The sequence below is a fragment of the Paenibacillus sp. GbtcB18 genome, from assembly GCF_019091125.1.
GTDB classification, from domain to species: Bacteria; Bacillota; Bacilli; order Paenibacillales; family NBRC-103111; genus Paenibacillus_F; species Paenibacillus_F chitinolyticus.
Window position 1 is genome coordinate 1086865 of record NZ_JAGXJX010000002.1, and the last position, 26432, is coordinate 1113296.

At 54.1% G+C, this 26432-nt stretch carries 26 protein-coding genes; 9 read left to right on the forward strand and 17 right to left on the reverse strand.

The window, feature by feature from the left end; all coding sequences use genetic code 11:
* Both KVT34_RS10290 and lipA read right to left on the reverse strand, forming a co-directional pair.
* Nucleotides 1-724: YutD family protein (locus tag KVT34_RS10290; RefSeq protein ID WP_217558469.1), on the reverse strand; the 724-nt coding region annotated here is incomplete at its 3' end.
* Nucleotides 725-756: 32 nt separating this feature from the next.
* Nucleotides 757-1653: a lipoyl synthase gene (lipA, locus tag KVT34_RS10295; protein WP_309244076.1), complete on the reverse strand. Its 897-nt coding sequence runs from the start codon at nucleotides 1651-1653 to the stop codon at nucleotides 757-759.
* Between the two features lie 244 nt (nucleotides 1654-1897).
* On the opposite strand from lipA, the gene KVT34_RS10300 reads away from it, so the two are divergent.
* Nucleotides 1898-2935 carry a M23 family metallopeptidase gene (locus KVT34_RS10300; RefSeq protein ID WP_217558473.1) on the forward strand — a complete coding sequence of 346 codons (1038 nt, stop codon included), beginning with the start codon at nucleotides 1898-1900 and terminating at the stop codon, nucleotides 2933-2935.
* 144 nt (nucleotides 2936-3079) lie between these two features.
* On the opposite strand, the gene yunB is transcribed toward KVT34_RS10300, so the two are convergent.
* Complete coding sequence (gene yunB, locus KVT34_RS10305; RefSeq protein ID WP_217558474.1) at nucleotides 3080-3892, reverse strand: sporulation protein YunB; 813 nt, start codon at nucleotides 3890-3892, stop codon at nucleotides 3080-3082.
* A gap of 145 nt (nucleotides 3893-4037) precedes the next feature.
* Between yunB and KVT34_RS10310 the strand changes: the two genes are divergently transcribed.
* A complete protein-coding gene (locus KVT34_RS10310) occupies nucleotides 4038-4526 on the forward strand; it encodes a hypothetical protein (protein WP_217558475.1) in 489 nt (162 codons plus the stop codon).
* A gap of 189 nt (nucleotides 4527-4715) precedes the next feature.
* Here the strand turns inward: KVT34_RS10310 and KVT34_RS10315 are convergent, their stop codons facing one another.
* On the reverse strand, nucleotides 4716-5537 hold the full coding sequence (locus KVT34_RS10315) for a TrmH family RNA methyltransferase (protein ID WP_217558476.1): 822 nt from the start codon (nucleotides 5535-5537) through the stop codon (nucleotides 4716-4718).
* Nucleotides 5538-5544: 7 nt separating this feature from the next.
* On the reverse strand, nucleotides 5545-6204 hold the full coding sequence (locus tag KVT34_RS10320; protein ID WP_217558477.1) for a potassium channel family protein: 660 nt from the start codon (nucleotides 6202-6204) through the stop codon (nucleotides 5545-5547).
* A 114-nt stretch (nucleotides 6205-6318) separates the two neighbouring features.
* Between KVT34_RS10320 and sspI the strand changes: the two genes are divergently transcribed.
* Nucleotides 6319-6522, forward strand: a complete 204-nt coding sequence (sspI, locus tag KVT34_RS10325) for a small acid-soluble spore protein SspI (RefSeq protein WP_217558478.1) — start codon at nucleotides 6319-6321, stop codon at nucleotides 6520-6522.
* 114 nt (nucleotides 6523-6636) lie between these two features.
* Here the strand turns inward: sspI and KVT34_RS10330 are convergent, their stop codons facing one another.
* Together KVT34_RS10330 and KVT34_RS10335 are read right to left on the reverse strand one after the other, a co-directional pair.
* Nucleotides 6637-7359 carry an MtnX-like HAD-IB family phosphatase gene (locus tag KVT34_RS10330; protein WP_217558479.1) on the reverse strand — a complete coding sequence of 241 codons (723 nt, stop codon included), beginning with the start codon at nucleotides 7357-7359 and terminating at the stop codon, nucleotides 6637-6639.
* A gap of 223 nt (nucleotides 7360-7582) precedes the next feature.
* Nucleotides 7583-8626: a LacI family DNA-binding transcriptional regulator gene (locus tag KVT34_RS10335; RefSeq protein WP_217558480.1), complete on the reverse strand. Its 1044-nt coding sequence runs from the start codon at nucleotides 8624-8626 to the stop codon at nucleotides 7583-7585.
* A 359-nt stretch (nucleotides 8627-8985) separates the two neighbouring features.
* On the opposite strand from KVT34_RS10335, the gene KVT34_RS10340 reads away from it, so the two are divergent.
* A complete protein-coding gene (locus tag KVT34_RS10340; RefSeq protein ID WP_217558482.1) occupies nucleotides 8986-9711 on the forward strand; it encodes a response regulator transcription factor in 726 nt (241 codons plus the stop codon).
* Nucleotide 9712: 1 nt separating this feature from the next.
* Complete coding sequence (locus KVT34_RS10345; RefSeq protein ID WP_217558483.1) at nucleotides 9713-11209, forward strand: sensor histidine kinase; 1497 nt, start codon at nucleotides 9713-9715, stop codon at nucleotides 11207-11209.
* A 113-nt stretch (nucleotides 11210-11322) separates the two neighbouring features.
* Here KVT34_RS10345 and KVT34_RS10350 read toward each other — a convergent pair whose 3' ends face one another.
* Entirely contained in the window at nucleotides 11323-12072 is a 750-nt protein-coding gene (locus tag KVT34_RS10350) for a YheC/YheD family protein (protein ID WP_217558484.1), read from the reverse strand.
* A 175-nt stretch (nucleotides 12073-12247) separates the two neighbouring features.
* Between KVT34_RS10350 and KVT34_RS10355 the strand changes: the two genes are divergently transcribed.
* Nucleotides 12248-12955, forward strand: a complete 708-nt coding sequence (locus KVT34_RS10355; RefSeq protein WP_309244077.1) for a hypothetical protein — start codon at nucleotides 12248-12250, stop codon at nucleotides 12953-12955.
* Nucleotides 12956-13043: 88 nt separating this feature from the next.
* Here KVT34_RS10355 and KVT34_RS10360 read toward each other — a convergent pair whose 3' ends face one another.
* On the reverse strand, nucleotides 13044-14633 hold the full coding sequence (locus KVT34_RS10360) for a peptide chain release factor 3 (RefSeq protein WP_217558485.1): 1590 nt from the start codon (nucleotides 14631-14633) through the stop codon (nucleotides 13044-13046).
* Nucleotides 14634-14700: 67 nt separating this feature from the next.
* Nucleotides 14701-15783 (reverse strand): metallophosphoesterase family protein, encoded by a 1083-nt coding sequence (locus tag KVT34_RS10365; RefSeq protein ID WP_217558486.1) that lies wholly within the window; start codon nucleotides 15781-15783, stop codon nucleotides 14701-14703.
* Between the two features lie 192 nt (nucleotides 15784-15975).
* Here KVT34_RS10365 and KVT34_RS10370 point away from each other — a divergent pair, with 192 nt between their 5' ends.
* Entirely contained in the window at nucleotides 15976-17442 is a 1467-nt protein-coding gene (locus KVT34_RS10370) for a methyl-accepting chemotaxis protein (protein ID WP_217558487.1), read from the forward strand.
* A 45-nt stretch (nucleotides 17443-17487) separates the two neighbouring features.
* Here KVT34_RS10370 and KVT34_RS10375 read toward each other — a convergent pair whose 3' ends face one another.
* From KVT34_RS10375 to zwf, 6 genes are all read right to left on the reverse strand, one after another.
* Nucleotides 17488-18051, reverse strand: a complete 564-nt coding sequence (locus KVT34_RS10375) for a GNAT family N-acetyltransferase (RefSeq protein ID WP_217558488.1) — start codon at nucleotides 18049-18051, stop codon at nucleotides 17488-17490.
* Between the two features lie 172 nt (nucleotides 18052-18223).
* Nucleotides 18224-20161, reverse strand: coding sequence for an ABC transporter permease (locus tag KVT34_RS10380; protein ID WP_217558489.1), 1938 nt, complete (start codon nucleotides 20159-20161; stop codon nucleotides 18224-18226).
* Nucleotides 20136-20912, reverse strand: coding sequence for an ABC transporter ATP-binding protein (locus KVT34_RS10385; protein ID WP_009673076.1), 777 nt, complete (start codon nucleotides 20910-20912; stop codon nucleotides 20136-20138). Before KVT34_RS10385 ends, KVT34_RS10380 begins: the two co-directional genes overlap by 26 nt.
* Nucleotides 20913-21033: 121 nt before the next feature.
* Nucleotides 21034-22146 carry a sensor histidine kinase gene (locus KVT34_RS10390; protein WP_217558491.1) on the reverse strand — a complete coding sequence of 371 codons (1113 nt, stop codon included), beginning with the start codon at nucleotides 22144-22146 and terminating at the stop codon, nucleotides 21034-21036.
* Nucleotides 22139-22849 carry a response regulator transcription factor gene (locus KVT34_RS10395; RefSeq protein WP_217558493.1) on the reverse strand — a complete coding sequence of 237 codons (711 nt, stop codon included), beginning with the start codon at nucleotides 22847-22849 and terminating at the stop codon, nucleotides 22139-22141. The genes KVT34_RS10390 and KVT34_RS10395 overlap by 8 nt, the downstream gene beginning before the upstream one ends.
* 138 nt (nucleotides 22850-22987) lie before the next feature.
* Entirely contained in the window at nucleotides 22988-24505 is a 1518-nt protein-coding gene (zwf, locus tag KVT34_RS10400) for a glucose-6-phosphate dehydrogenase (RefSeq protein ID WP_217558494.1), read from the reverse strand.
* A gap of 159 nt (nucleotides 24506-24664) precedes the next feature.
* On the opposite strand from zwf, the gene KVT34_RS10405 reads away from it, so the two are divergent.
* Nucleotides 24665-24985 carry an LSm family protein gene (locus KVT34_RS10405; protein ID WP_217558495.1) on the forward strand — a complete coding sequence of 107 codons (321 nt, stop codon included), beginning with the start codon at nucleotides 24665-24667 and terminating at the stop codon, nucleotides 24983-24985.
* 88 nt (nucleotides 24986-25073) lie between these two features.
* On the opposite strand, the gene KVT34_RS10410 is transcribed toward KVT34_RS10405, so the two are convergent.
* On the reverse strand, nucleotides 25074-25511 hold the full coding sequence (locus KVT34_RS10410) for a GNAT family N-acetyltransferase (RefSeq protein ID WP_217558496.1): 438 nt from the start codon (nucleotides 25509-25511) through the stop codon (nucleotides 25074-25076).
* A gap of 456 nt (nucleotides 25512-25967) precedes the next feature.
* Here KVT34_RS10410 and KVT34_RS10415 point away from each other — a divergent pair, with 456 nt between their 5' ends.
* Nucleotides 25968-26426, forward strand: coding sequence for a hypothetical protein (locus tag KVT34_RS10415; RefSeq protein ID WP_217558497.1), 459 nt, complete (start codon nucleotides 25968-25970; stop codon nucleotides 26424-26426).
* Nucleotides 26427-26432: the final 6 nt, after the last annotated feature.

The window sequence follows — 26432 nt, forward strand, 5'->3', positions numbered from 1 at the left end:
TCTGGTTGTTGTTCTGGTTGTTGTTCTGGTTGTTGTTCTGGTTGTTGTTCTGGTTGTTGTTCTGGTTGTTGTTCTGGCCCTGGCCGCCGCCCTGACGCTGATTGTGCGGCTTACCGTCGGTCGAACGCTCACCGCGCTGCTGATCCCCGCGGGGCTGTCTCGGCGGACGCGGTTTGCCCTGCTTCTGGGAAACCTGGGCATCTCCACGGCCGCCGTCCTGCTGGCGCTGGGAGCGGTTCGAAGAACCTTTCTGCTCCTGCCGGGATTCCCTAGCCTCCTGCTTATGGTCGGCACGCGGCTCGCGGGTGTCGCTTTTGCCTTCACGGGACTCCTGCTTGGCCTCCGCTCTGGAAGCGGAAGCGCCCTGTCCCTGGCCCTGATGTCTGGAAGGCTTGGGAGTTCCCTCCGCAGCCGCAGCTTCTTCCTCCGTCTGTTCGGGCGGAGTATGCTTGCCCGGAAGCTTTTCCAGAATAAAATAAGCGCATCCGAAGTTGCAGTATTCGTTCAAATAATCCTGAAGATAGACAATCGAAGATTCCTTGCCCGCTTTGCTGTGATTCTCACGGAAAAATCCTCTGAGGCGCAGCTGATTATAGCCCCAGTCACCCACTATATAATCGTAGCGTTCGAGCACTTCGCTGTAACGGTCCCGGAAAACTTCCTGATTCCAACCGTTCCGGTGTTCGGTAACCAGCTCGTACGCTCTGCCTCCGATATGAATCATGTCCCAATTCCTCCCCTGTATCCCGGCGTCGGTTACGGAGCGGACGTCTGTGAGGCCGATCGAACCTGCTCATGTGCATGGTACGAGCTGCGGACGAGCGGGCCGGATTCCACATGCTTGAATCCGCGCTTCATTCCTTCTTCCTTCAACAGAGCGAACTGCTCCGGCGTATAATATTTTTCTACGGCCAAATGTTTTCTGGTCGGCTGCAAGTATTGTCCGATCGTCATAATGTCGCAGTCGTGACGGCGCAAATCGTCCATGGTCTGAAGGATTTCATCCCACTCCTCGCCCACCCCGATCATGATGCTGGACTTCGTCGGAATGTCCGGGTTCATCTTCTTCGCCCGTGCCAGTAGCTCAAGCGAGCGGCTGTATTTGGCTTTGGCCCGGACGTGATCGGACATGCGCTCGACAGTTTCGATGTTGTGGTTCAGAATGTCGGGTTTCGCGTCCATCACGATCTGCAGGGAAGCTTCATCGCCCATAAAATCGGGAATCAGCACTTCCACGCTGCAGAACGGCACTTTACTTCGCACGGCTCGGATCGTCTCGGCGAAAATCGTCGCGCCGCCGTCTTTCAGATCATCGCGCGCAACGGACGTTACGACGCAGTGCTTGAGCCCCATCTGAGCGGCGGCGTCGGCTACGCGTTCCGGCTCTTGAAGATCGAGCTCGGTCGGCAGGCCGGTTTTAACGGCGCAAAAACGGCAGGCGCGGGTACAAATGTCGCCGAGGATCATGAAAGTGGCCGTACGGTTCGCCCAGCATTCGTGAATGTTGGGGCATTTCGCTTCTTCACATACCGTGTGGAGCGTTTTGGAACGCATCATGTTTTTCAAATCTTTGAAGTTATCGTCGGTGTTCAGTTTTATTTTCAGCCATTCCGGCTTACGCTGTAACGGTTTAGTTGCCATTGCTTGCTCCACCTTTTGTTCGCAAGGGTTGTAAGGCCTTGCGTTTTTCTTGTAACGTTCCCGATCCGAATACTCGCCAATTCATTCACGGCGAGAAACCTGACGGAAGCCGGGCTTTTTTTATTATAGCACGAATGTACAAACAATCCACGCCGCTTTTCTTCACTTCCGGCCGGGCATTTAATTGGGCCTCCGCGGGATAAATCCACCAAGCCTGTACATCCTAATGTCATCAGCACCAAGAAGAGGTGATTGCATGAAAGGAATACTGCCGTCCAAAAGGCTGCTTGCGGGCTTATTAACGGTGTGCCTCGCGGCAGGCCCCCTCACGGCGACGGCAGCCGAGCCGGTCAAGGTGTCTCCTTCGGCCGCCAAACCGCAGCAGCCGCCGGATGCCGAGCGAAAAGAGCTCCTGCAGAAGGTAAGTGAAATAACAGGGATACCGTGGCCCCTGCTCGCAGCTGTGAACCGCTATGAATATACGATGAACAAAATCCGCAAAAAAGACGCCGCCGAAAGACTTATCGACATCGACTTTCCGGAGCTGACCTGGGTCGGCATGCTTAACCCCGACCATGAAGACACCGATCCGGGGAGCATCTCCTTTTTCGGCGGCGTTGGGGTGGACGGTTCGGGCGACGGTCTGGCCGACCGCGGCAACGACCTCGATCGCCTGGCCTCGATGGCAAGGCTGATGCTGCGCCACGGAAACGATCCCGAAGATATCCGCATTTCCTTGTGGGAGCATTATTCCAATACGCGCAGCGTCGAACGCATCGAACAATTTGCGGATATCTTCGAAAAATTCGGGACACTCAGCCTTCACGAGCACGCTTTCCCCCTTCCGGTCAAAGCGGAATATTCCTACCGAAGCACGTGGGGAGCGAGCCGGGGCTGGGGCGGTTTCCGCATCCACGAGGGGACGGACCTGTTCGCCGGGTACGGAGTTCCGGTGCGCAGCACCAGCTACGGCATCATAGAAGTAAAGGGCTGGAACCCTTACGGGGGCTGGCGGATCGGCATACGCGATCTCGATAATATTTATCATTATTACGCGCACCTTTCCGGATTCGATAAAAAAATCAAGGAAGGCGACGTCGTAGCGCCCGGACAAGTCGTCGGCTGGGTCGGCAGCTCGGGGTACGGAAAACCCGGTACCTCCGGTAAATTTCCGCCTCACCTTCATTTCGGCATGTACCGGGACAGGGGCCTGGCGGATTGGCCTTTCGACCCTTACCCGTCGCTGAAGAAGTGGGAGCGCGAGGAGTTCAAAAAAAGAGCGGCGGGGAAATGACCCCCTCCCTCTTCCCGCCTCTGCCGGCCCCTATGAATCAGCAAACAGGCCTTCTCTGAGGAGAGGGCCTGTTCTGTTCCCCGCATAAAAGCGACGGGCGTAGAAACCTTCGGACAATCTCGTTCCAACGGCTGTCCGTCCGGATTACTCCGCTTTTTTCTCCCCGGCTCCCTCGGGCTTGGTTACTCCTTCCGTATGAGCGCCGGGCTGCTGCTTTTCGCCGCTTCCCGCTGTCGGCTGCCCTTTAAGATTAGGCAGTGAAATACTCGGGGGAACCGCATCCTTGCTCGACCCGACGGGATTCCCTTTGTTGTCGAAATAGTACATAGGCACGTCGCCGACAACAAGCGAATAGGAAATCGGGATTTCGGTTTCGACGATTTCGGGTTCGGAATCGAACGGGATGATGACAGAGACCTCGGCGACGATCCGGATATAGACTTCGACGAGAATCATGTTGATGCCCGCGTTTTCATGACGGGTGCTGAGGTCCACCTTAACGGCCCCGGCCGGCGTAATCCGGATCGGGATATTCGGACCGAATGAAGCGAGAATGGCGCTTCCCATCGCCTGCCCGAGAGGAATATGCTCGGGAATCGCCGTCAACCGGTTCAACTGGCCTTGAACGGCCCCGCGGGTTTCGGCGGTAATCCGCATATGCTCGGAATAATTCAGCATAAAGCCGGATACTTTGCCGCTGCTGTCCGTTTTCCAATCGATCAGCTTCTCGAAATCCGTTCCTCTGGAAATCCTATCGGAAATCGCTTCATTAATGGATTCGGTGGCGATCTGCTTGACCCGCACTTTCGCCAGATTCATCAGCGGGGGCTTCAAATTCCGCTCGATCATAATAAACGACTGCAGCGAGACAAGCATAAAAATGAGCAGCACGATGAACAGCCTTTTTTTCCAGCCTTGCTTGCGGGTCGGCCTGCTCTTCCATCTTTGCCGGATCATCCGTGTTCCTCCCTGTCCTGCGGCATTACTATTACCCTATGCGGGCTCGTTTTAAAAAAGAAGGCTCTTCCCGGTTGTGTGTCCCGTTCCGACAGGATATGATACAATCAGCAATTAAATCATGAAAGCTATAACGGAGGCAGCTATGCTCACTTTTGATCAAAAAATCGCCATTATGGAATCTTTCCCGGAACTCCAGCGGAAAAACGTGTCTCTCGGACGTGTCAATTTTCATTACGAAGACAGCGCTTATGATAAAAAAACGGTCGGCTACCATTTTCATCCGAACGGAAACGGGTACATTTACGCCGGACAGATGGAGGGCGCCGAGACGGACGACAAAGGCTTCGTCAACATCCGAGATTATTCGGAAGAGCAGCTTCGAGATCTCGCCGGCGCTGCGATTCGGTCATTAACCGCCGATGCGGGAACGTCCGTTACGGCAGATGACAAAACCGGCTCTTCGGGTCCTGACGAACAAACCTGGGTAAATGCAGACGGACATGTGCTAACGGTCAAGCTGGACGATGAAATGTGGTTTATTCATGCGGGATTGAACCTGGATTCCGTTTTTGAAAGTTACGAAGAAGCGGTTGAGTATCTGGAAGAGGAAGGCTTTGCGCGCAAGAAATAGATAGCACCGTGCGTGAACCGTGTTATGTAGGGAAAGTTTGGGCGGGATGATCGGGATGACGTCTATCAAATCGCCATGCAAGCAGACACGTAATCCCTTCACAGCAGCCGGAAAAAAACAAAAAGAAGAAGGTCTTCCTTCCGCAGGGAAAGACTCTTCTTCTTTTTTTCATGTGTTTAAATGAAGGGGCTAAACGGACGAGCCGGCAAGCCGCTGCCGCGACGCCTCGAAAAGCAGCACCGTCGTCGCCATCGCCACGTTGAGCGACTCCGCCTGCCCCTGCATCGGGATAATCACCCGATGCGTGGCAAGCTCCCCGGCTGCTTCCGATACGCCGCGGCCTTCGTTGCCCACCACGAGCCAGGTCGGGCGGGTCATATCGAGCGCATAGCAGCTCGAATCCGCCTGCAGGCTCGTGACGACGATCTGCCGGCCCGCCTCGCGCGCGGCCGGCAGAAGCTCCTGCAGATCCGCCTCCACGATCGGCAGATGAAACAGCGATCCCATCGTCGAGCGGATCGCTTTGGGGTTGTACAGGTCGACGGTCCCCCGTCCGAGCACGACCGCAGAGGCGCCGACCGCGTCGGCGCTGCGGATAATCGTGCCCAGGTTCCCGGGGTCCTGGACCCCGTCGACCACGACCACGAGATCGCTGCCGGTTTCGGCCAGCAGCGTCTCGGCCGGCTCCGCCGGCTTGTCTACCACCGCGAATATTCCCTGCGGTGTCTCCGTGTCGGTGCAGCGCTCCATGATCGGGCGCGTCACCGAGACGGTCTCTATGCCGGCCGCCTCGGCATGGTCCGCCAGCGTGCCGGGCAGGCCCTTGTCCGCCTCGTACACGAGGGTGCGGACAGGAGCGCCGGCGCGGACGGCCTCCTCGACGAGATGAATCCCCTCGATGAGGAACGCGCCCGCTTTCTGCCGGCCTTTGCGGTCCAGCAGGCCGGCCCATTCTTTCACTCTATTGTTTTGCACGGACGTGATGTCCGGCTGATTATATGCTTGTGCCATGATTGATTTACTCCGAATATTCGACTTCAAAACGTTTTAAATCTTTGTTGTTGCCGAGCACGATCAGAATTTCCCCGGGCTGGATAGGCGTTTCGACGGGCGGAGGAATGATGAGCTGCTCCTGCCGCTTGACGGCGATCACGTTGCATTGAAATTTGGCGCGAAGATCGAGATCTCGCAAATTTTTACCGACCATCCGGTCGTTAGCCTTCATTTCCAGAATGCTGTGTTCGCTCGACAACTCGATATAATCCAGAATATTCGGCGAAATGAGATGATGGGCAACCCTTTGCCCCATATCCCGCTCGGGATAAATGATTTTGTCCGCTCCGATCTTGCGCAGCACCTTGCCGTGGAGATCGTTAGCCGCTTTAACGACGATGGTCGGAATCCCGATGTCTTTCAGGAGAAGCGTAGCCAAAATGCTGGCCTGTATATTTTCACCGATTGCCACGACGACAACGTCGAAATTGCGTATACCGAGCGCCCTCAAGGCTTCTTCGTCGGTGCAATCCACTTGTACGGCATGCGTGACAACCGTGGATATTTCCTGGATGCGCTCTTCGCTATGATCCAGCGCCAGAACCTCGAATCCGAGTCCCGTCAAGTTTTTGGCTACCGACGATCCGAAACGGCCCATTCCGATGACCGCAAACTGTTTTTTCATGGCATTCCATCCTTACGCTTTAGGATACCTGATTCTGAAGTTTATTATAGCATGATTGCCCCCGTTTTCGAGCATATTAAAGACGAAACCACACGGAAGCGAGGCGTATAAGGCATGATCCTCAGTTTGCGGCAAGCGATTTTTCAGCGGGTCGAAGGAAAGTCCAATGACGAGCTGAAAGAAATCATCGACGATTCCATCGACGGCCAAGAGCAGGCACTTCCGGGTCTTGGTGTTTTATTCGAAGTGATTTGGAAAAACATCGACTCCGAGAAGCAGTCCGAGCTTGTTACGGCATTGCACGATCATTTGACTTAAAACCCGGCTTATCATCGCCGATCTATTCCCGCCCGGGCGGTCGTCAACCGAAAGGCGGCAGCCGCTGTTCGCCAGCCGGCTGCCGCTTTTTAACTTTTTTTATGCCTACGTGGATCAGAATTTACAAAAACTGTGCCCCGCCGGTTCCCTGCGCTCCGGGCTGCCGGTAAGAAAATTCTCTTCTTGTTCCCGCACAACCTTCAAAATATCATGGAACGTGGCAAACGGATAGAAGGAGATCTCCTCCCGCGTCAAATAACGGGCCAGACTGCTTCGGGCAAAAATCCAGTCGGCATAGGCCGAGCCGTATATATCGCTGCTGCCGTCGCCTATATAAATAACCCGGTTGCCTTCTTCTTTCAGCTTGCGCACAACTCCGGATTTGCAGCAGCCGCACCAGGAACAGGCCGGGTTTGTATTTTGCGTTCCCAGCGTGTAAGCGCCGTCCTCCCCGTACTGAATCGGATTGGAAATAACGGAGTCAACGGTTACGTGATTGGCCGCCATGATGCGGTCGATATAATATTTCATTCCGTCGCTGAGAATGGTCACCGGAATGCTTTTATTTTTACAATACGCCAGAAATTCCTCGGCTCCGTCCCTCAAATTCATGCGGTCGGCGATGGCGTCCACTTCCTTCTGCCGGTCCCCAAGCAGGCCGTAGGACGTGTGAATCCATTCCCGTGAACCGATTTCCTTGTTCAAAAAGCGTTCCAGCTTCCCCCGGACATCCGGGCGGTCTTCCACGCCAAGTTCCTTCATCAGGGTCGCCCCTACATCCTGCTCCATCAAAGTGCCGTCAAAATCGGTCACAACGACCAGTTGTCCCTTCTCCAAACGATATCCGCTCCCCTACAGACCCTCTATCCTCCCTTAAACCTGCCGTACGGGCAGAAGGTTGCCCCACTGCCTCCGTTTTATTTCGCTCAGGCAGTTAAAGCTGAGGACGGGTCTTTTTTTCTCTATTATAGCATACCGGAATTTAGAGCAGATGAACCGGAACCGGGACCCGAACGAACCGAGTCCTGCAAAAAGCGGGCTGCTTCTTCTGCCGGATCTCTTAAGCCCCCGGCCGCGGGCTGGAGGAAGCACGGACGACGAGCTTCGTGGAAAGCCGTTCATGGAACGAAGCGGGCAGCTCTTCCTCTTCCGGGGAAGCGTTAATCCGCTTCAGCAGGGCATCGGCCGCGAGAAGTCCCATCTCGAAGAACGGGACGTAGACGGAGGTGAGCGGCGGATCGCTGAGCTTGGCCGCTTCGGAATCGTCGTATCCGACGATGGCAAGATCTTCTCCGGGGACGATGCCCCGTTCCTTCAGCCCCTGCATGAGGCCGACCGCCATCCTGTCGTTCGATGAGAATACCGCGTCCACACGGCCGCCGAGTTCGGCAATCCGCGCCGCCGCCGCATAGCCGCTTGTCCGGCTGTAGTTGCCTTCCAGTATCAGCTCGGGCTCCGGCGCCAGACCCGCTTCGTTCAAGGCCCGGTAATAGCCCTGCAGACGGTCCGCGCTGTTCGAATACTGCGGCGACCCGTTCAGAAACGCGATCCGCCGGTATCCGCCTTCCAGCAAGTGCTTGACCGCCTCATAGCAGCCCTGCTCATGGTCGGCGTCCACTACGCTGTAAGTCTCCCCTTCGTAATGCTGATTGATCAGCACGAACGGCATTCCCTGACGATCTAGCTCTCGGAACCCTTCCCGCTGTGCGGGCACATCCAGCGCGCCCAGAAAAATACACCCGTCCACTTTGCGGGAACGGTAAGGCTCCGTGTAATCCACGGATTCGTGGGGAGAACGGAACATGACCAGCATATCGCAGCCGTGCCTGCGGACCCCTTCGCCGATTCCGCTCAATATTTCCGAGAAATAATACGTCGAGAACAGGTGCACCTTCGGCACATACGGCAGAATCAGGCCGATATGACCGCTTTTCCCCAGAGCGAAGCTGCGGGCCACCGCATTGGGATGATAGTTCAGCTCCTTGGCGGCAGCCAGTACTTTCTGCTTCGTGCTTTCCTTCATAGGCCCTACATTGTTAAAAACGCGGGAAACCGTCGCTTCGGATACACCCGCCATCTTTGCCACATCTTTTCTCGTTACCATGCCGCTACCCCCTAGCCGGCGTTCCTTACCGCCCGGTTTCTATGGATATATCAATGGAAATAGATTGAGTTGGATCGTAATCGCTCCATCCGATAAGATCGTTATCGCTTATTGTAAGAAATTTTTCGGATAAAATAAATGAACACGCGTTCATTTTCTCATGTCCGGCGGCTTTCTGTCAATCGGCGGCAGGTGCTTTCCGTCTGCTCCGGCCCTACTTGCACTCGCCTATCCGACCGACTATGCTAAGATTATGCAAGCGCCCTTAAACAACCCGCGCGTGCAGCTTCGAACAACAATCGCGGTTGCGGCCGAAGCCCGCCAGGACAGCCGCTTGTCATATAAGGAGTTGAACGAAAATGAAACTGCTCGTCGTGGAAGACGATCGGTCGGTGTGCGAAATGCTCCGCCCTTTTCTGGAGCGCGAAGGGACCGTTACGTTCGTGCATACGGGCTCCGAAGCCGAATCCCTGATCCCTGAAGCCTCCTGGGACCTCATTATTCTGGACTGGATGCTTCCAAACCGCAGCGGGATCGAGCTGTGCCGGATGATCCGCACGACACAGGACACCCCCGTTATTCTGCTGACGGCCCGCGGAGAAGAAGGCGACCGCGTACTCGGACTGGAATCCGGCGCGGACGATTACATCACGAAGCCGTTCAGTCCGCTGGAGCTTCTCGCACGCATCAAAGCGATTATGCGCCGCTATCACAGCGGGCCCGGCAGTATGGCCGACAACGGTGCCGAGGAATCCGCTTCCCCGGAAGAGCTTGTGGAAGACAACGGAGAGCGGCTCGTCCACAAAGATATCAAAGTCGATACGAGCACGCGCGAGGTCTACGTCGGCCCGGATAAATTCACGAACCTGACGCCACGGGAATTCGACCTGATCTCCCTGCTCGTCCGCTATCCCAAACGCGTGTTTACCCGGGAGCAGCTTCTCGAAGCCGTGTGGGGGTACGACTTTTACGGGGATGAACGTACGGTCGATGTCCACATCAAGAGACTCCGCACCAAAATCGGCAGCGCCGAGAGGCCGCTGATCGCCACGGTCTGGGGAGTCGGCTACAAACTGGAGGAATAAGATGAAGTTTAGGCTGATTCCGACCCGGCACCGTTTCACGTTTTTCCAGAGACAGTTTGTCTCGCTGCTTTTCCTGTCTCTGCTTGTGCTGGTGCTCGTGAGTTTTATTTTCGTCTATTTGTTCAAGATTCATATTTACGACGAAAAGACGGAGGAGCTAGAGAGTGCCGGTGACACGATTTCGCGGCTGATCCTCCGGGAGGAGGTCGTGCCCGAATTGACGCTGAGCGCCTACCGCACGGTTCTGAGGGAGCGAGGCATTTCCTTTATCGCCATGAATGCGAAAGGGCAGCTTTATTTTAAAGACCAGCGCACCACTCCTCCGACGTTCCGATCCAAAACGTTTATGGACAGCCTGCTCGCCCAGATCCCCAAGCTTCAGAGCGGCAAAGCCCTGATCGTGGAAGAAAGCGGACCGGACCCCTATCTGGTATATCCGTACGAGCTTAAATTAAAGCATTCCGACGGCAAAAATTATTTGTTTGTCATGTCTCCGGTCAAAGGAATGACGCAGACGCTCTCCCGCGTTTACGAAATGGTCGTGCTCGCCGGTATCGTGGTTTTTGTGCTGGCCATGATCGTCGCGCTTATCGTTTCGCGCAATATGAGCCAGGCCGTCCTCTCGATCCGGCAGGCCACCCGGCGCATCGCCGACGGACGGTACGATACGCGCAGCGATCTCGCACGGACGGACGAGCTGGGAGACCTCTCCCGGGATTTTAACCGGATGGCGGAACAGTTGGAGTTCACTTCCCACAAGCTGGAGCGTATCGAAATCAAGCGGCGGCGTTTTATTACTGATGTGACGCACGAACTGAGAACGCCGCTCACCTCGATCCGGGGAATTGTCGAAGGTCTCAAAAGCGAATACATCACCGGACACGAAGAGCAGGTCAAATACTACGGCATCATCGAGCAGGAAACGCTGCGGCTTATCCGTCTCATCAACGAACTGCTGGATATGGAAAAAATACAAAACGGTCTCATCACGCTGCGCCGTGAGTATTATCCGTTGAATGATTTGCTTGAAGTGCTGAAGGAATCCTTCGAATTCCTGATCGGGGACAAAGACCTTCTTCTGGAGATCGACTGTCCTCCGGACACGATGATTTACGGCGATTATGACCGTTTAACGCAAATTTTGATTAATCTGATTAAAAACAGCATCCAGTTCACCTCTCACGGCACCATCCGTATGACGGCGAGACAGACGGAGACCGCAACCGAGCTGAGCATCTCGGACACAGGGCGGGGAATGACCGCCGAGGAGATGGAGCAGATCTGGGATCGTTTCTACAAGGCCGATCCTTCCCGCTCCAAAGACCGGAGCGAAACCGGCCTCGGACTTTCGATCGTGAAGCGGCTCATGGAGGCGCACGACGCCGAAATAAGCGTGTCGAGCGTACCCGGCCAAGGCACCGTATTCCGCCTGCGTTTTCCCGTCAAGCCGGGAGAAACGGCTCATACGGGAGAGCTGCCGGGAGAAGGAGAAGTCTAAGAGCGGCGGCTTTCGGCGCTTGGCCTATTCTTCTCCGCCGCTCGTTCTTACCGCTTCTTCCGATGGCTCCTCCAACCAAAACGGCCCGGCTGACACTGCCCGGCCGTTTTTTTTCATTTGCGTTTGTTGTACTTGTAGTACCGCAGTACCTTCGCGTAGATCCGCTTATCCTTCAGGACTCTAAAAATATACGGGTCCGGCTTCGTATTCACTTCCAACACCCACGGCTTAAGCTCCTGATCGACAGCGACATCCAGCCCGATTTCCCGGATACCCGGATACTTCGATTGGAGAGCAAGAGCCGTGCTGTGAGCCAGCCGTTTAAGCCTGGCTTTGAAGCGCTTCAACTCTTTGGCGCCAAAATAGGGGCCGAGTAAGGTCTCAACGGAACGCAGCTTTCCTCCGCTGTGGTAGTTCGTAACCACCTTGCCGGTTTGGGACACTCTGCCGATCATTCCACTTACTTCCCACTGCCTCCCCGGATTGGTCTGCACCATGACCCGTAAATCGAACACGTTCTTGTCATGCTTCAGCATGTGAATGCCCTTTTGAGCCAAATACTTGCGTCCGCTCGTTGCCGTCTTCAGCGATTGATACAGGTCCTTGTAAGTTTCAAAGCTTCGCGTCGTCTTCTGGTGCCGATACCGATAAGGCTTGGCGTCTTTTTCATTGTAATCCACCCGCATTACGCCCCTGCCGAACGTCCCGCAGTCGGGTTTTACGTACACCATGCGATATTTGTCCAACATATCCCGCAGCGATTCTTCCGACAGGATCCGTGTCGGCGGTATATGAGGACGCACGGCCGTGCTGTGCAGGACAGCCTCCGTTTTTACCCACTTGCTCAGGACATATCTTCTCATCCTGTGCCTCCTCCTATCCATCCGCAGACGTGCCTGCTCGAATCAGATTATTCAAACCTGCCATTAGCTTATGAGGCCGGGCCAAGGATCGTCACGGACAAACGCCTGACGGCGGGAAAAGGCAACCTTAAGGGCCAATTTTCCGTTAGTAAGAAAAAGAAGCGAGGTGAGCCCCGTGAGAAGAAAATACGTGTCTGTCTTGATGATCTTGATCGGCCTGATGATAAATCCTCATCACGCGAATGCGCTCGATTATGCGTTTATTCCTCTTAAAGAGCTCGCGGAGGATTCCGACGTTATTGTGACGGGAACGGTACTCCGGGAAGAGAAATCGGATTCTGACAACCATTACACACTTCAACCCGATCAAATCCTTAAGGGCGATATGGATGTCAAGGAGCTCATCCGGATAAGGGTGCTTCAATTCGCCGATGAGGGCAAAATGTTTCCGGGCGAGCGTTACCTGCTTCTCCTCAAAACCGGAAACCCGTTTATCGTAAACGGGGTGCATCAAGGCTTTATCCAGCTTTCCAGCGGGAATCCTTTCTCGCGGTTTTACAAACCGGAAGAAGTTACGGCCCTGCTGGACAAACTGGGTGCGAAGATCAAGGAATCCTCCCCGGCCGCAACTTCTTCGCCCTCGCCGGGAAACGTCTCTCCGTTACCCGAATCCGTTTCGGTCGGGATGCGGCCGGCCGAACGTGCGGCTCCGGGGCCTTGGGAGAAAAGAAAGCCCGCCGATTCGTTTGTCCTCTCGGAATGGTACGGGCCTCTCTTTCTCGCGGCAGGTCTTGCAGCCGGCATCATCACGGCCTTTGCGGCCGAAAAGCGGGCCCGCAAACAAGAAGCCGGGACAGAGAACCAAGACCCGGCCAAACACTGAAACATCCAAAAAAAAGCCGCCCCACCCAATTGGCGGAACGGCTTCGTTTAAAGGAGGACCGGAAAATGATCCCGGTCCTCCTTGTTTATTAAGGCGCGTTTGTCAGGAACTGCGCGGTCGGATTTTTCTCCATAGCGGACCGCAAGGCGTACTCGCTCTCGAACAGGGCAACATAGTTGCCTTTCTTGTCCGTGACAAGCTGCGAGTTGATGCGGAAGCGGGACGGATCGATCTTCTCGTCGATAATCCATCTCGCGAACTGGAAGCCCAAGCGCTGAAGCTGGATATCTACTCCGTACTCGGCCTTCATCCGGTGTTCGAACACTTCGAACTGGAGCTGGCCGACTACCCCTAGAATCGTATCGTCGAACGCTCCGGTAGTCCGGAACACCTGGATGGTTCCTTCCTCCGTAAGCTGGTCGATCCCCTTCTGATACTGTTTATGCTTCAAGGCGTTCTTGACAGTCACTTTGGCGAAAATTTCCGGCGAGAACGTAGGCAGCTCGTCGAACACAATCTCTTCCTTCTGGCTGAGAGAGTCCCCGATTCTAAAAATACCCGGATCGAACAACCCGATGATATCTCCCGGATACGCCTCTTCCACAATGTCGCGGTCCTGTGCAAGAAACTGCTGCGGCTGAGAAAGCTTAATTTCCTTCCCGGCACGCACATGCTTCACAGACATGCCTCTCTGGAATTTGCCCGACACGATCCGCAGGAACGCGATGCGGTCCCGGTGGGCAGGATTCATATTGGCCTGAATTTTGAACACATACCCCGAGAAGTTCTCTTTGGTCGGTTCTATCATTTCGCCCTGCGTGTTTTTACGCGGCTCCGGAGCCGGAGCCAGTTCGAGGAAGTTCTCCAGGAACGTCTGAACCCCGAAGTTGTTGACGGCACTGCCGAAGAATACCGGCGTCAGCTCGCCCTTCATTACTTTCTCGTAATCAAACGGGTCGCCGGCCACGTCCAGAAGCTCCATCTCTTGTCCGAGCTGCTCGTACAGATGCTCCCCCGCGATTTCCTTGATAATCGGGTCCTCGTAGCCTTCTACCTTGCGGACGGCAACCTGCTTATGATCGTCGCCCTGGAACAGCTCCAATTGGGTCCGCTGGCGGTCGTATACGCCGCAGAACCGCTTGCCCATGCCGATCGGCCAGTTCATGGGGTACGAACGGATACCGAGAACCTGCTCCAATTCTTCCAGCAGTTCGAACGGATCACGGCCTTCACGGTCGAGTTTGTTGATAAACGTGAAAATCGGAATGCCTCTCATGCGGCATACCTGGAACAGCTTGATCGTCTGAGCCTCGACGCCTTTCGCAACGTCGATCAGCATCACCGCGCTGTCTGCGGCCGTTAAGGTGCGGTACGTATCTTCACTGAAATCCTGGTGACCCGGGGTATCCAGAATGTTGACCTTGTGTCCGAGATAATCGAATTGCATAACGGACGACGTAACGGAGATTCCCCGCTGCTTCTCGATTTCCATCCAGTCGGAAGTCGCGTATTTGCCGACTTTGCGGCCTTTAACCGTTCCGGCGAGGCGGATCGCGCCTCCGAAGAGCAGCAGTTTTTCCGTCAGTGTAGTTTTACCCGCATCGGGGTGGGAAATAATGGCGAACGTGCGGCGCTTGGCCGCCTCGGTTTGAAGCTCTTTTTGTAAAGGTGTACTCATGGTTGGATCCTTCCTGCTTTCTCTATAGTTCATCTTATGCCGCTGCCCGCTACCGGTGTCTGCGGCGTCACACGCTCTTCTTGTTTAATGCGATCGTCCAGTGCGCTTCCTTCAGCCATCTGCGCTGGGCGTATTCGCGGCCGCGGACCACAACCTTATTCTCGAAAACCTGGACGTAAAGACCTTGCGTCTTCGATTTTCGGGCATCCGGCAGAGCCTTATTCAATGTCCGGCCGACCGACGAGTTGTGAAAATAGTGAAACGGCTCCTTCAGATAGTGGGCCGATCCGTTCTGGAAATCCTGATGCCGGTGCCCGCAGAAAACGAAAACGTTCTTGTACGGGGCGATCAGCTCCCGGATTTCCTTGCCGCGGACGATCTGGTGGCTTCCCCCGCTGCGTCCCTGCATCGGCAGAGGCTGGTGGATCATTATGAAGATCCGCGCCGTTTTGTCCAGTCCCGCCAGTTGGGCTTTAAACCACTCCATCTGGGCGTCCGTGTACCAGGCGCCTTCACCCGCCTCGGGCTTCTCCTGCATGTAGCCTTCCTGGGAAAGCAGCAGAATGGTGCAGCCCTCCAAATCCATCCGGTTATACGGCTGTTTGTACCCGAAAAATGTTAAAAATCTTTCCCTGGCCATCGCGTCGGTCTTGCCGTTGGGCATGCCCTCCCGGTTAAACCCGCCGGTTTTGTCCAGCCAAAGATCGTAATATTCGTGATTCCCCATATTGGCGTGCACGGGCGGAAGCTTGTACGCCTTCATAAGCCGGCCCAGCTCCTTGTAATCCCGCTCTCTCCCGTAGTCCGTACAATCGCCGGTCAGAAGGAGAACATCCACCGGCTGCTTCATGGCCGTCATATCGCTCAAAGCGGACTTAAAATGCTCCAAAGTCAGCGGATCGTCGGGCGAAGCGTGGATATCGCTCATGATGGCAAAAGTAGCGAGCGCCTTCCCCGCCTGCGGATCGTCCGGAAGCTGAAGATCCTCTCCGGCCGGGAGCTCTTCGGCTTCTTCCGCCTGGACCACGGCAGACTCACGGTCCGAAAGACCGGATTTCCGCCTTAATCCGCTTAATACGGTTCCCGCACCGGCCCCCAGCAGAATGGCGAAAAATGCGGTCAGCCATTTGAGAAACGAGCGCCTGTCCATCTGCCAGCTCCTTCCGGCTAAGCTTCCCCCTATTATAACCCGTTTTTTGCCGCACTGCACGCGGATTCTTCAAGCGCCCTCCGAAAAAAAATCACAAAAATAAACTAACATTTTTTAGCGAATTCTATAAACTTTTTACGATAAACAACCGATTAGGTGAAAGTAAACAAATATTAAGAGATGAGGGAAATCATGGAATCGAACCATCTGCTTTTTAAAAGGAACAAACTGCTTAACCGTATTCTGTGGATCATGCTAGCTCTAGGTATCGTGATCGATCTTATGACGGCCAGCTTAGAGGTTGTTCTTGTGCTTGCCGTTGTCGGTATAGTGATTTGCGGAATCAGCACCTTGATGTCGGTTAAACACATAGCGCCTCAGCTCGTTATGTATATTGTTCCGGTGAACGTAACCGTTTTGACCACCCTGCTGATTTATGCCGAACCGCTGACAAGCACGTATTACCTCATTTTTGTCAACATCGCGCTGATGACCCTCTACTCCAATTATCGGCCTATCGTATTCTCCGGCATACTTGGAGGGGCATTAACGGCCTTTTTATTCATCCAACCGCATTTTTACGAAGCCATGTTCCCCAAAGAATCCCTCGCTAACCTGCTGCTCTACGTCGCCATGATTGCCGCGGCTTCCGCCGCTTCCGCACGATTCTCGGAGAAACTTCAGACAGAAGTACTGGAAAAGCAGGCGGAGACCCTGGACGCGAAGGCTCAGACGGACGCGCTGCTGGAACAGGTCGGATCTACCGTGCAAGTGTTAAACGAATTCAACGACACACTCAAAACGAATGTGGCTACAGCCGGAAAAATTTCGCAAGAGGTCACCGCCACGTTCGGCGAAGTCTCTACCAGCGTTGAGCATCAGACTCAAATTGTTGTGGATATCAGCGGTTTCGTCCAGGAAGTCGAACGGGTCGTCTCCAGCGTAGCCGATGGCTCAGGTACGCTCCAGCGGCTGTCTACGGAGAATATCGGCTTGACGAATCAGGGGAGCGAACAGGTTCATGCCCTCAGTGCGGAAATCGAAACCGTCTACAGCATCATTCACCGGACCGTCCATTTGATGAATGATCTGAATGAACAAGGCGTACGCATCGGCAGCATGGTCGGGCTAATCAACGACATCACATCTCAGATCAACCTGCTTGCGCTCAACGCGGCAATCGAGGCCGCCAGGGCCGGAGAGCACGGCAAAGGCTTTGCCGTCGTATCCGACGAAGTCCGCAAGCTCGCCGAGAACTCCCGCCGCTCCACGGAAGAGATCAACGACATTCTCCAGGGCATCCGCCACACGAGCATCGAGGTGACCAAACAGGTGAATCTCGGGAAGCAGGCGATTACGGCGGGACGCGCCGCCAACGAACAGGTCGAGAGCATCATCCAGCGGGTAGCCGACAATACCGGACTCGTCAAAAACCAGTCCGATCACGTGGAAGAATCCGTTGCGCTACTGCAGGAGGAGTACCGCAAAATTTCTCACGAAATCGTCGCCATCGCCGGAAGCACGGAACAGAATATGGCTTCCTTCGAAGAGATTATGGCGGGACTTGAGAATCATGATGCCCGCATTAAAGATATCGTGACAAGCTACCAGCGTCTGGACAGCCTCATCACGAATTTGAAGGCCATGACCCGCGGTTAACGAAAACAGGAACACCCCGGCACGAGGGTGTTCCTGTTTTCGTTTTCAAGAGCCGACGGCAGGCAGAACGATTTCCGGCCGTTCCGGATTCGGAAGCAGCCAGCCGTAAGCGGGTTTATTCAGGTAGAGGCGGCTTACGTCGCATACGACGGGTACGACCATCCCTCCCTTGTAGTGAAAAGGCTCCGCGATACGCTCAAGCTTGATCCGGAATGCCATGCGCAGAGCCTTGCACAGTTTGGGTTCCATCAGCGCCACGATATGCGTGCGGCCGCGATTTTCACAGTAATGGACGATGAGCGAAATGAGCTTGTCCAGGTTGCGACCCCGGTACTCCGGAAGGAGCGCCACCTTGTCCACTTCCACAGCCTTGCCCGGCCCAAGCGCGGGATGTTCAGAGAACGGAGCGAGAGCGTCGATGTGATGACAGCCGGGGTCATAGCGCTTGAACTCAACCGTCCCGGCCGCTTCACCGTCATCGGAAAGAATCAGGTAGCAATCCGCGTCCCGGCGGGTAAATTCCAGCTCAAAGCCCTGCTGCTGCCAGACCCGGGTCCAAATGCGATCGAATAAAATAAAATCGTCCAGACTGTCCCCTTTTCTATACATCTCTCATCTCTCCCATCATTAAATTCCATAGATTTACATTTTAGTTATACCTCTTTTTTGGTCTTTTATCATCAATATGCATAATATTTTACATATCAAACAATTTACAAATTAAAAATAAAAGGCTTTTCCGACCCGCCGATCGACAGCGGGATAGAAAAGCCTTTTGATCCTAACGAACCGAATGCGCTAAAATTCTCTTCATGTACGAGCGTCTGGCGGCCAAGAAATACAGCGTCTGCATCAGAGCGAAAATTACGAACACCACCGCCGCGTAAGGCCATATGTTCGAGATCAGCATATTACCGAGCGCCTTCATCGCAAAGGATGTATGGACCAGTCCGACCACAAGGGGGATAAAAAAGATCATCCCGACCTGCTTGGAAACTGTCCGCCTGATTTCCTGATCCGTGATTCCTATCCGGGTTAGAGCCCGGAATTGGGCTTGGTCCTCCTCGATCTCGGTAAACAGCTTAAAATAAATCATGCTGCCCGAGGCGATAAAGAATAGAAAACTGACGAAAATTCCGATGAATAGCATCAGCGACATCAATTGTTTCGTTTCCAGGTACTGATTGACACGAGTCCCGAAATTCTGCTTCTCCTGCTCGGGCACCATTTTTTCGATGAGATGCACGGTCGGGGAGGCTTCCTCCCAATTTTTGATCTCGTAGCCGTATAAGACGCTTTTGTCCTCGTTCGGGGTGGCGTCCATCATTTCCTTGAACTCCGATGCATCCGTCACGAGTAAAGTCGAGATATCGAACTGAGTGGGAACAACGGACCCGTTAATTTGTTCGTCCAGCACAAAGGTGCGGATTCCCGTTTTCAGCTTCGCTTCCAGGCTTTGACCGGGAGTGAAAGACTTGCGCTGCTGCTCCTTATACGGGTAAATGTAAGAGGCATGGCCCCGCTCCACCCGCAGCTCCGGCCTGCCCAGCCGTCTGGCCTGAGTGTTGTAGTCGTCCTCCGAGACGATGAACAGCTGCTGCTCCCGGACTCTGCCCCCAAGCTCGACGGGGATACGGACCGGAATACCCGCCATGCGCACTTCATAATCCAGCTCCACCCCGTTTTGTTTCAGGGTGCTTTTCAATACGTCCGGATCCAGTACGCGGTGACTGTCCAGCCCTTTTTCCGCAAAGGCGATGGACTGAGGGTAATGCTCCATGAGCTGGTTGCGGGTATCTTTAAGGATCACATACACCGTACCGGATGCGGACAAAATGACGGCGGACAGAATGGAAACCATAAATAACATCCGCGCATTGTCTTTCAGCTTGAACGTCAGCTGCGATATCGTAATCAGATTCGTCTGATTGTAATAAAGCGATGTCCGTCGCTGGAGCCTCCGGAGAATAAACACACTGCCCTGGGTAAACAAAAAATACGTTCCCAGCACCGTAAGAAAGACGACCGGCATGAAATAGACAATAAAATTCATCAACGTAATCTGATAAGCCAGCGTATAGCCTGCGACCAAACAGACGGCCGAGAGGACCACGAGCCAGATCGAGAAAGCCGGCATCTTTTTCGGCTGTTTGGAAGCGCGGAGCAGATCGATGATTTCCGAGCGTCCCACCTGATAAAGGGTCAGCAGAGTAATGGTCAGAAACAGCAGCAGAAACCCGATAACCGTGAGCAGTACCGCCTTTACTGGAATGACGAACCGGATCGGGGAATCGACCTCAAGCAGCCGGGCCAGCCCCATAAAGAACAGCTTGCTGAACAGCGAACCGATTCCGATGCCGCAGGCGACGGCAAGAATGGAGATAATCACATTCTCCAGAAGGACCATCCAGCGGATCTGTCCTTTGGTCATGCCGAACAGCGTCAGCAGGCCGAATTCTTTTTTCCGTGATTTAAAAAATGCCGACATCGAGTAAAGGATAAAAAAGAAAGAGAAAATGACAATGATATAATCGCAGGCGATCATCACTTCCCGGATCTTAGATGCGGCCGGCATCGAACCGTTTATGACGTCCGGATGCAGAATAAACGCGGAATAAATATAAAAAATCGTAACGGAGAACACGCTGCTCCAGAAAAAAGCGCCGTATTGGTGCCAATTGCCGCGGATATTTTTAAGGGCGAGCTGTCGAAAATTCATCGAAATTCCCCCCAAGCACACTTAACGAATCGAGAATCTGCTGGAAAAAGGCCTGCCGGTTCGCTCCCCGTCTCAATTCGGAGAACAGCTTCCCGTCCTTGATGAACACAATCCGCTTGCAGTAGCTCGCCGCAAAGGGATCGTGCGTCACCATCATAATGGTAGCGCCGAGCTGCTCGTTCAGCTCCTTCAGCGATTCCATCACATCCTTGGCGGCTTTGGAATCCAGGTTGCCCGTCAGCTCGTCCGCAAGCAGGATGGACGGTCTATGGATGATGGCCCGGGCGATGGCCGCCCTCTGCTTCTGACCGCCGGACACTTCGTAAGTCCGTTTGTCCAGGATCGCCGTGATCCCGAGCAGCTCGGCGCACGGCTTAAGCCGGCTCTCGATTTCCGCCACCGGCTTTTTGTCCAAGGCAAGCGGCAAAATTATATTTTCCCGGATCGACAAAGTGTCGAGAAGATTGAAGTCCTGGAAAATAAACCCCAGCTCACGCCTCCGGAACAAAGCGAGCTGTTTTCCCGATAAAGCCGCGGGGTCCGTTCCGTTGATCTCAATATGGCCGCTTGTCGGTTTGTCGATCGTGGCCAGTATGTTCAGCAGCGTCGTTTTCCCGCTTCCCGAAGGCCCCATAACGCCGACGAATTCTCCCTCGCCGATTTCAAGGCCGATGTTCTCCAATGCTTTATAGGTCAAATTGCTTTTCGTTCCGTATATTTTCGTTACCTGCTCGGCTTTCAAAACCGCCATTCGGTATCCCTCCATTGATCGTGTCTATGTTCCTAGTATAGACCTCCGGGGAGAAGCTACCTATTGATTTGCCTTTCAATGCGGCGGTCTAACCTTACATTTTCGTCACCCCGGATCCGGACTACACTCCGCCCGCTCCATCCCGCTCTCCGAACCGGTGGAGACCCTGGCTCTGAAACATCAGGCGGACCGTCGTTCCTTGACCGGGCTCGGATTGTATGTCAACCTGGTGCCCCAGCCGGGACATGACCTGCTTGACGAGATACAATCCCATCCCCGTCGACTCCGTAACGACGCCTCTTCCGTTCTCTCCCGTGAAAAAAGCGTCAAAGACCCGCGGCAAATCTTCAGGAGCGATTCCGATGCCGCTGTCTTGAACCTCAAGCCGGGTCCCGTAAGAGTTTTGTTCAATCCGGATAAGGAGCGGCTTGTTCCCTTCCCGCTTCCGGGAGTACTTAATCGCATTGCCGATAAGCTGGTGAAGCACGAACGAGAGCCATTTCTCGTCGGTTTCCACGTAAATGTCCGGAGCGGACGACTCGATTTTCGGAAAGATAGACGCCCGGATACAGGCTTTCTTATAGTCGTTCACGATCCGCCGGGCTATAGACGTAAGCTCAATCCGCCGCGGATGGACATCCAGCTCGAATTTTTCGAGCCTGGCCGTGTAGAGCATCATCTGGAGACCCGATGCAATCTTCTCGTTCTCCTCCTGAATGCTCGTAAGCAGCTCCTGCAACCGTTCCGGCGGTGTCAGAGTTCCCTCCGACTGCTGGATAAGCAGGTCGATGACGGAAACCGGCGTTTTGAGCTGGTGGACCCACTGGTTCGTAAAATGCAGATGCTGCTCCTGAGCCGCCCGGTAAGAAGACAGCGTGGACAAATAAGCCCGGTGCTGCTTCTGCAGCAGCTCGTTGACCGCCTGCTGCTCCATCGTCCGGGACGGCAGGAATAAAGCGCTGTCCAGCGAGCTTTGGGCGGGTTCGCCGAGCCTTTTGTTCAGCGCGCTTGCGTAACCGGCCTGCCGGACATAATCATAAGTCAGTGCCGCCATCCACACAGCTCCGGCCAGCAGGAACAAGTACATCAGATTGTCCGGTTTAACGGGCAGCCCCGCCTCCATACGGTCCAGCCACAACACGACCAGAACAAGCAGAATAGCCAAAAAGAAGGCTCCCGTATACAAAAGCCGGTCGAACAAAAATCGTTTCCGCGTCCAGGCTTTGTCATGCATCGCCGGTGTTCCCCCATTCCGTCTGAAGGCGGTAGCCCTGGCCCCGGACCGTTTCGATAATACCCGGCAGGCCAATTTCTTCCAGCTTCCGCCTTACCCGTGTGACATTCACCGTCAGCGTGTTGTCATCGACGAAATGAACGTCGTCCCAAAGGGCCTCCAGCAGCTCCTCCCTGCCTGCAATACTCCCCGCCTTCTGGGCCAGGCAGTCGAACAGCAGCAGCTCGTTTTTCGTCAATTCCATCCGTTTCCCGGCGAATTCCAGAGTGTTCTTCATCCGATCCAGCTTAAGGCCGTTCAACTCCCATTCGTCTCTGGACGGCTGCGCCTGGGCGTATTCCCCATATGCGCGCCGCAGCGCGCCTTTGACCTTGGCCAGCACGACGTCCAGATTAAACGGCTTCGTCAAATAGTCGTCGCCGCCGTTTTCGATCGCCATCACCTGGTCCATCTCCCCCGTCCGCGCCGACAGGAAAATAATCGGCACGTTGGAGAACGTGCGTATTTGACGGCACCAGTAGAACCCGTCATAGCGGGGAAGGTTGATGTCCAGCAGAATCAGATCGGGCTCCAGTTCCGCGGCCTCTCCCTTAATATCGTGAAAACGAACCGCGCGGAAAACCTCATATTCATATTTGGCTAAAGTGTCTTTCAAAATGTGGGCGATTTTATCATCGTCCTCGACAATCAGAATGCGGTACATGGCTTCCCTCCCGGTGTTCCCAAATACGGACCCACCCTTTTTCTCATTCAAGTAAGCGGCCAGCAAAAGAAGCACCCCTCAGCCTAAGCCGCAGGGTGCTTCCGTCAACCTCTTGTTTGTGAAACCGGAACGGCCGGCTTAAGACTGGCTCGCCCAGATGACTTCGCCTTCATGCTGGCCGTTCACCGGCCACCACTTGAATCCGTCCGCGGCGAGCAGCTCGTTGGCTGCGTCCGGTCCCCAGGAACCTGCCGGATAATGGGCAAGGTCTCCGTTGTTTTCTTTCCATGCCTGCGCGATGGCGTCCACGAACTGCCACGCGTGCGCCACTTCGTCCCAGCGGGTGAAGTAGGTGGAATCTCCGCGCATAGCGTCGAAGATCAGACGCTCGTATGCTTCCGGCGTGTTAAGCCCCACTTGGCAGCTTTGGCAGAAATCCATCGCGATCGGGATAATGACTCCCTCGGCGCCCGGCTTTTTGGCATTCATTTGCAAATAAATGCCTTCCATCGGATTCACGCGGAATACGAGCAGGTTCGGCTGCAGGTCATGCTTGTTAGCCAGATACACGTTGTCCGGCACGTTCTTGAACTCCACGACAACCTCCGTGGATTTCACGGGCAGACGCTTGCCGGTTCGGATGTAGAACGGAACTCCCGCCCAGCGGAAGTTGTCCACAAACACACGCGCCGCCAAATACGTTTCCGTGTTCGATTCAGGGTTGACGCTCTCTTCGCTGCGGTAAGCAGGCATGTCCTTGCCGTTCAGTTGTCCTGCCGTATACTGGCCGCGCACGACATTCTTAGCGACCTCTTCGGCGGACTCGAAAGGACGCAGGGAACGCAGCACCTTCACCTTCTCATCCCGGATATCTTCCGGATGAAGACGGCTCGGCGGCTCCATGGCCATCATGGCAAGCATCTGAAGCATATGGTTCTGCGCCATATCGCGCAGAGCTCCCGAATGGTCGTAATAACCGCCGCGGTCTTCGACGCCGACGGTTTCGCCCAACGTGATCTGAATGTTGGCTATGTACTTGTTATTCCACAGCGGCTCGAAAAAGGCGTTCGCAAAACGGACCACTTCAATGTTCTGGACCATTTCTTTACCCAGGTAATGGTCAATGCGGTAAATATCTTTCTCCTCGAACACTTGACGGAGCTGCTGGTTCAGCTTGCCTGCCGATTCCAAATCGTAGCCGAACGGCTTCTCGATCACGAGACGATGCCAGCCGGTAGTTTCAAGCAGACCGCCTTCGCGGAGATTGTAAGACACGTTGCCGAACAGCTCCGGAGCAAGCGCCAGATAGAACAGACGGTTCCCGTCGGTCTGGAATTTGACGTCCAGCTGCTGCGTCAGCGTGTTCAATTGGCGGAACCCGTCCACATTGTTAATGTCGAGCGGCAAATATTCGAAATGTTCCGCAAATTTAGCCCAGTCCTCGTCGTCCTGCACATGATGACGGGCGAATTCGTTAATGGAATCACGCAGATCTTCACGGAACTGCTCGTTCGTCCTGGAACGGCGCGCAAGTCCGATTACGGCGAAATGTTCATTCAGCTTGCCCTCACGGTATAAGCTGTAGAAGGCGGGAAACAATTTTCTCTTGGCCAAATCTCCTGTAGCTCCGAAAATCAGAAAAACAGCACCATTCATCGTCGCATCATTCTTTCTCTGTGGTTTTAGATTAGAATAAGCATACCGAAATTGCATAAGGGATTCAACTTTTTTTCGCAAACCGGGCATCTGTCCAATCCGTTTCCGCTTTCCCGCCATAGGCTGTTATCAGAATTCTCCCCATGGAGGTGCAGCGCGGTGCAGCGAATCGATCCCGCAAGCAGGGAGCAAATCAAACCCCACATCGGCAGCCCCGTTCTCGTTTACTTAAGAGACGGCTCGGAAATTTTCGGTATACTTAGCCGGCTCGATCGTGGAAATCTGATTCTAAACGAAAAACCCGGTGTAAAAAGTGTTTCTTCCAAAACAACCAAAAAAATAAAAGTGGCCAAGAACGGCGGCAAAAAATCGGTCAGACTTGCTGCCGAAGAAAGTCAGCCCGTTCTAGCGCACCCGGAGGGATATTCCCCTCTCGTGCTGGACCGAAATTTTATTGCCGCTCTCATTGTACTTCAATAGAAAGCAAGCCATTCTCTTTACTATTCCCCAAAACCAGGAATGGACTCATTCCTGGTTTTATTCTTTTGCCGGAGCGGAGAACATTTTTTCAAAGCCCTTTTTCCATTAAATGAATACGAAGCTGGGGCACATAGCTTTTAATGGCATATCCTTTCGACAAATAGAAGGAAATGGCCTTCTCGTTTACCGAATCCACATACAGCCGCGAAGCCCTGCATTTCAATTTACGGCCGTATCTTTCGGCGTGCTCCATCAAAGAAGTCCCGAGCCCCCGTCCCTGAAAACGCGAATCGACCGCCAGCATATCGACAAACAGGCTGTCATCCGACACTTGAACGCTGACAAAACCCGCGGCGGACGACCCTTCGTCAACTACAAAGGTTTCACCCAGCTTAAATCTTTTCTTCATTTCCGAAAGATTAACGTTCGCCTCCGGTACAGTCATCCTTGTGTAAGGCAAAAGCTCCTTTTCAGTCAGACGTACCAGTATCCTGTCATCCTTGGCCGGAATTCGTTTGCGGATCAAGAAAACATCGCCTCCACACGGTTTGCAGATACTGCATCGTATGCGAAATGGCAGGCTTTGCTCCGTAAACAGGTATTCATCCTCTAAGTTTATACCGTTTTATTTCTTATATTTTTTGGACATGCCCCACATAAAGACGACGCATAGGACAAAAAAGCCGATGATGACCAATATCGTTGACCCGTTCACTGTCAAATCCCCTTTATTTTTCCCTGTCTGATATGCCTTCATTGTAAGTCGGCGGAAGAGAAGCGTCAAACCGTCTTCCTCTCCTTGTTCCTAATTATCGGCGCTCACCGTCCGTAGTTCCGGCATTTAGCGATAAAAAAAATTTATAAACTTGTCTAACTTCATGCTTTCAAAACGTTAAAAACGTGGTAATATGATTGTAACTATATGGAAGTCGAAAAAAGAAGGAATTCTTAAAAGCACGTTCCTGAAAGGTGGCGGACGGTTATGTATATAGTTACACCCCAGTACGTGAATGAGACGTACCGCAGTCATTCCAACTTATTTCGGATTCAGGCCATCCGCCGTATGAACGGGCTGGGCTCTGTAAGCCCGCGCGGGTCCTTTCCGGAGATGCTCTATACCCGGCAGGATCGGAGCGGCAAGGCAGGCCCGGCAGAGCAAGGCTCAACGAGCGGGTTCCTTGCTGAGCAGCGGGATGCCGCTTCCGGCAAAGAAGCCCGGCAGCAATCCGGTATGCCCGCCATGCTTCGCAGGCTGGGTGAAACGAACGAGTGGAAACGGCCCAAAGATGATGACCGTCCCGGTCCGGCGGAGCAACCTGAAGAAGCGGATGAATCGCTTGTTCAAGCGAACGCAGCTATGCAGCAGATGAAGCGTAATAAAGCTCTGCAAGCCTACCGTCCGTTCGTCCGGAAGCAGTTTGACCTCGAATCCGCTGTATAAAGGGAA

Excerpts from the sequence above, each read along its gene's own strand:
- yunB (WP_217558474.1), bottom strand. The coding sequence starts at position 3,892 with ATGATCCGGCAAAGATGGAAGAGCAGGCCGACCCGCAAGCAAGGCTGG.
- zwf (WP_217558494.1), bottom strand. The coding sequence starts at position 24,505 with ATGAATGGTGCTGTTTTTCTGATTTTCGGAGCTACAGGAGATTTGGCC.
- KVT34_RS10350 (WP_217558484.1), bottom strand. The coding sequence starts at position 12,072 with ATGAGAAGATATGTCCTGAGCAAGTGGGTAAAAACGGAGGCTGTCCTG.
- KVT34_RS10415 (WP_217558497.1), top strand. The coding sequence starts at position 25,968 with ATGTATATAGTTACACCCCAGTACGTGAATGAGACGTACCGCAGTCAT.
- KVT34_RS10370 (WP_217558487.1), top strand. The coding sequence starts at position 15,976 with ATGGAATCGAACCATCTGCTTTTTAAAAGGAACAAACTGCTTAACCGT.
- sspI (WP_217558478.1), top strand. The coding sequence starts at position 6,319 with ATGATCCTCAGTTTGCGGCAAGCGATTTTTCAGCGGGTCGAAGGAAAG.
- KVT34_RS10395 (WP_217558493.1), bottom strand. The coding sequence starts at position 22,849 with ATGTACCGCATTCTGATTGTCGAGGACGATGATAAAATCGCCCACATT.
- KVT34_RS10340 (WP_217558482.1), top strand. The coding sequence starts at position 8,986 with ATGAAACTGCTCGTCGTGGAAGACGATCGGTCGGTGTGCGAAATGCTC.
- KVT34_RS10315 (WP_217558476.1), bottom strand. The coding sequence starts at position 5,537 with ATGGCACAAGCATATAATCAGCCGGACATCACGTCCGTGCAAAACAAT.
- KVT34_RS10310 (WP_217558475.1), top strand. The coding sequence starts at position 4,038 with ATGCTCACTTTTGATCAAAAAATCGCCATTATGGAATCTTTCCCGGAA.
- KVT34_RS10375 (WP_217558488.1), bottom strand. The coding sequence starts at position 18,051 with ATGTATAGAAAAGGGGACAGTCTGGACGATTTTATTTTATTCGATCGC.
- KVT34_RS10380 (WP_217558489.1), bottom strand. The coding sequence starts at position 20,161 with ATGAATTTTCGACAGCTCGCCCTTAAAAATATCCGCGGCAATTGGCAC.
- KVT34_RS10365 (WP_217558486.1), bottom strand. The coding sequence starts at position 15,783 with ATGGACAGGCGCTCGTTTCTCAAATGGCTGACCGCATTTTTCGCCATT.
- KVT34_RS10320 (WP_217558477.1), bottom strand. The coding sequence starts at position 6,204 with ATGAAAAAACAGTTTGCGGTCATCGGAATGGGCCGTTTCGGATCGTCG.
- KVT34_RS10390 (WP_217558491.1), bottom strand. The coding sequence starts at position 22,146 with ATGCATGACAAAGCCTGGACGCGGAAACGATTTTTGTTCGACCGGCTT.
- KVT34_RS10335 (WP_217558480.1), bottom strand. The coding sequence starts at position 8,626 with ATGGTAACGAGAAAAGATGTGGCAAAGATGGCGGGTGTATCCGAAGCG.
- KVT34_RS10345 (WP_217558483.1), top strand. The coding sequence starts at position 9,713 with ATGAAGTTTAGGCTGATTCCGACCCGGCACCGTTTCACGTTTTTCCAG.
- KVT34_RS10385 (WP_009673076.1), bottom strand. The coding sequence starts at position 20,912 with ATGGCGGTTTTGAAAGCCGAGCAGGTAACGAAAATATACGGAACGAAA.
- KVT34_RS10360 (WP_217558485.1), bottom strand. The coding sequence starts at position 14,633 with ATGAGTACACCTTTACAAAAAGAGCTTCAAACCGAGGCGGCCAAGCGC.
- KVT34_RS10300 (WP_217558473.1), top strand. The coding sequence starts at position 1,898 with ATGAAAGGAATACTGCCGTCCAAAAGGCTGCTTGCGGGCTTATTAACG.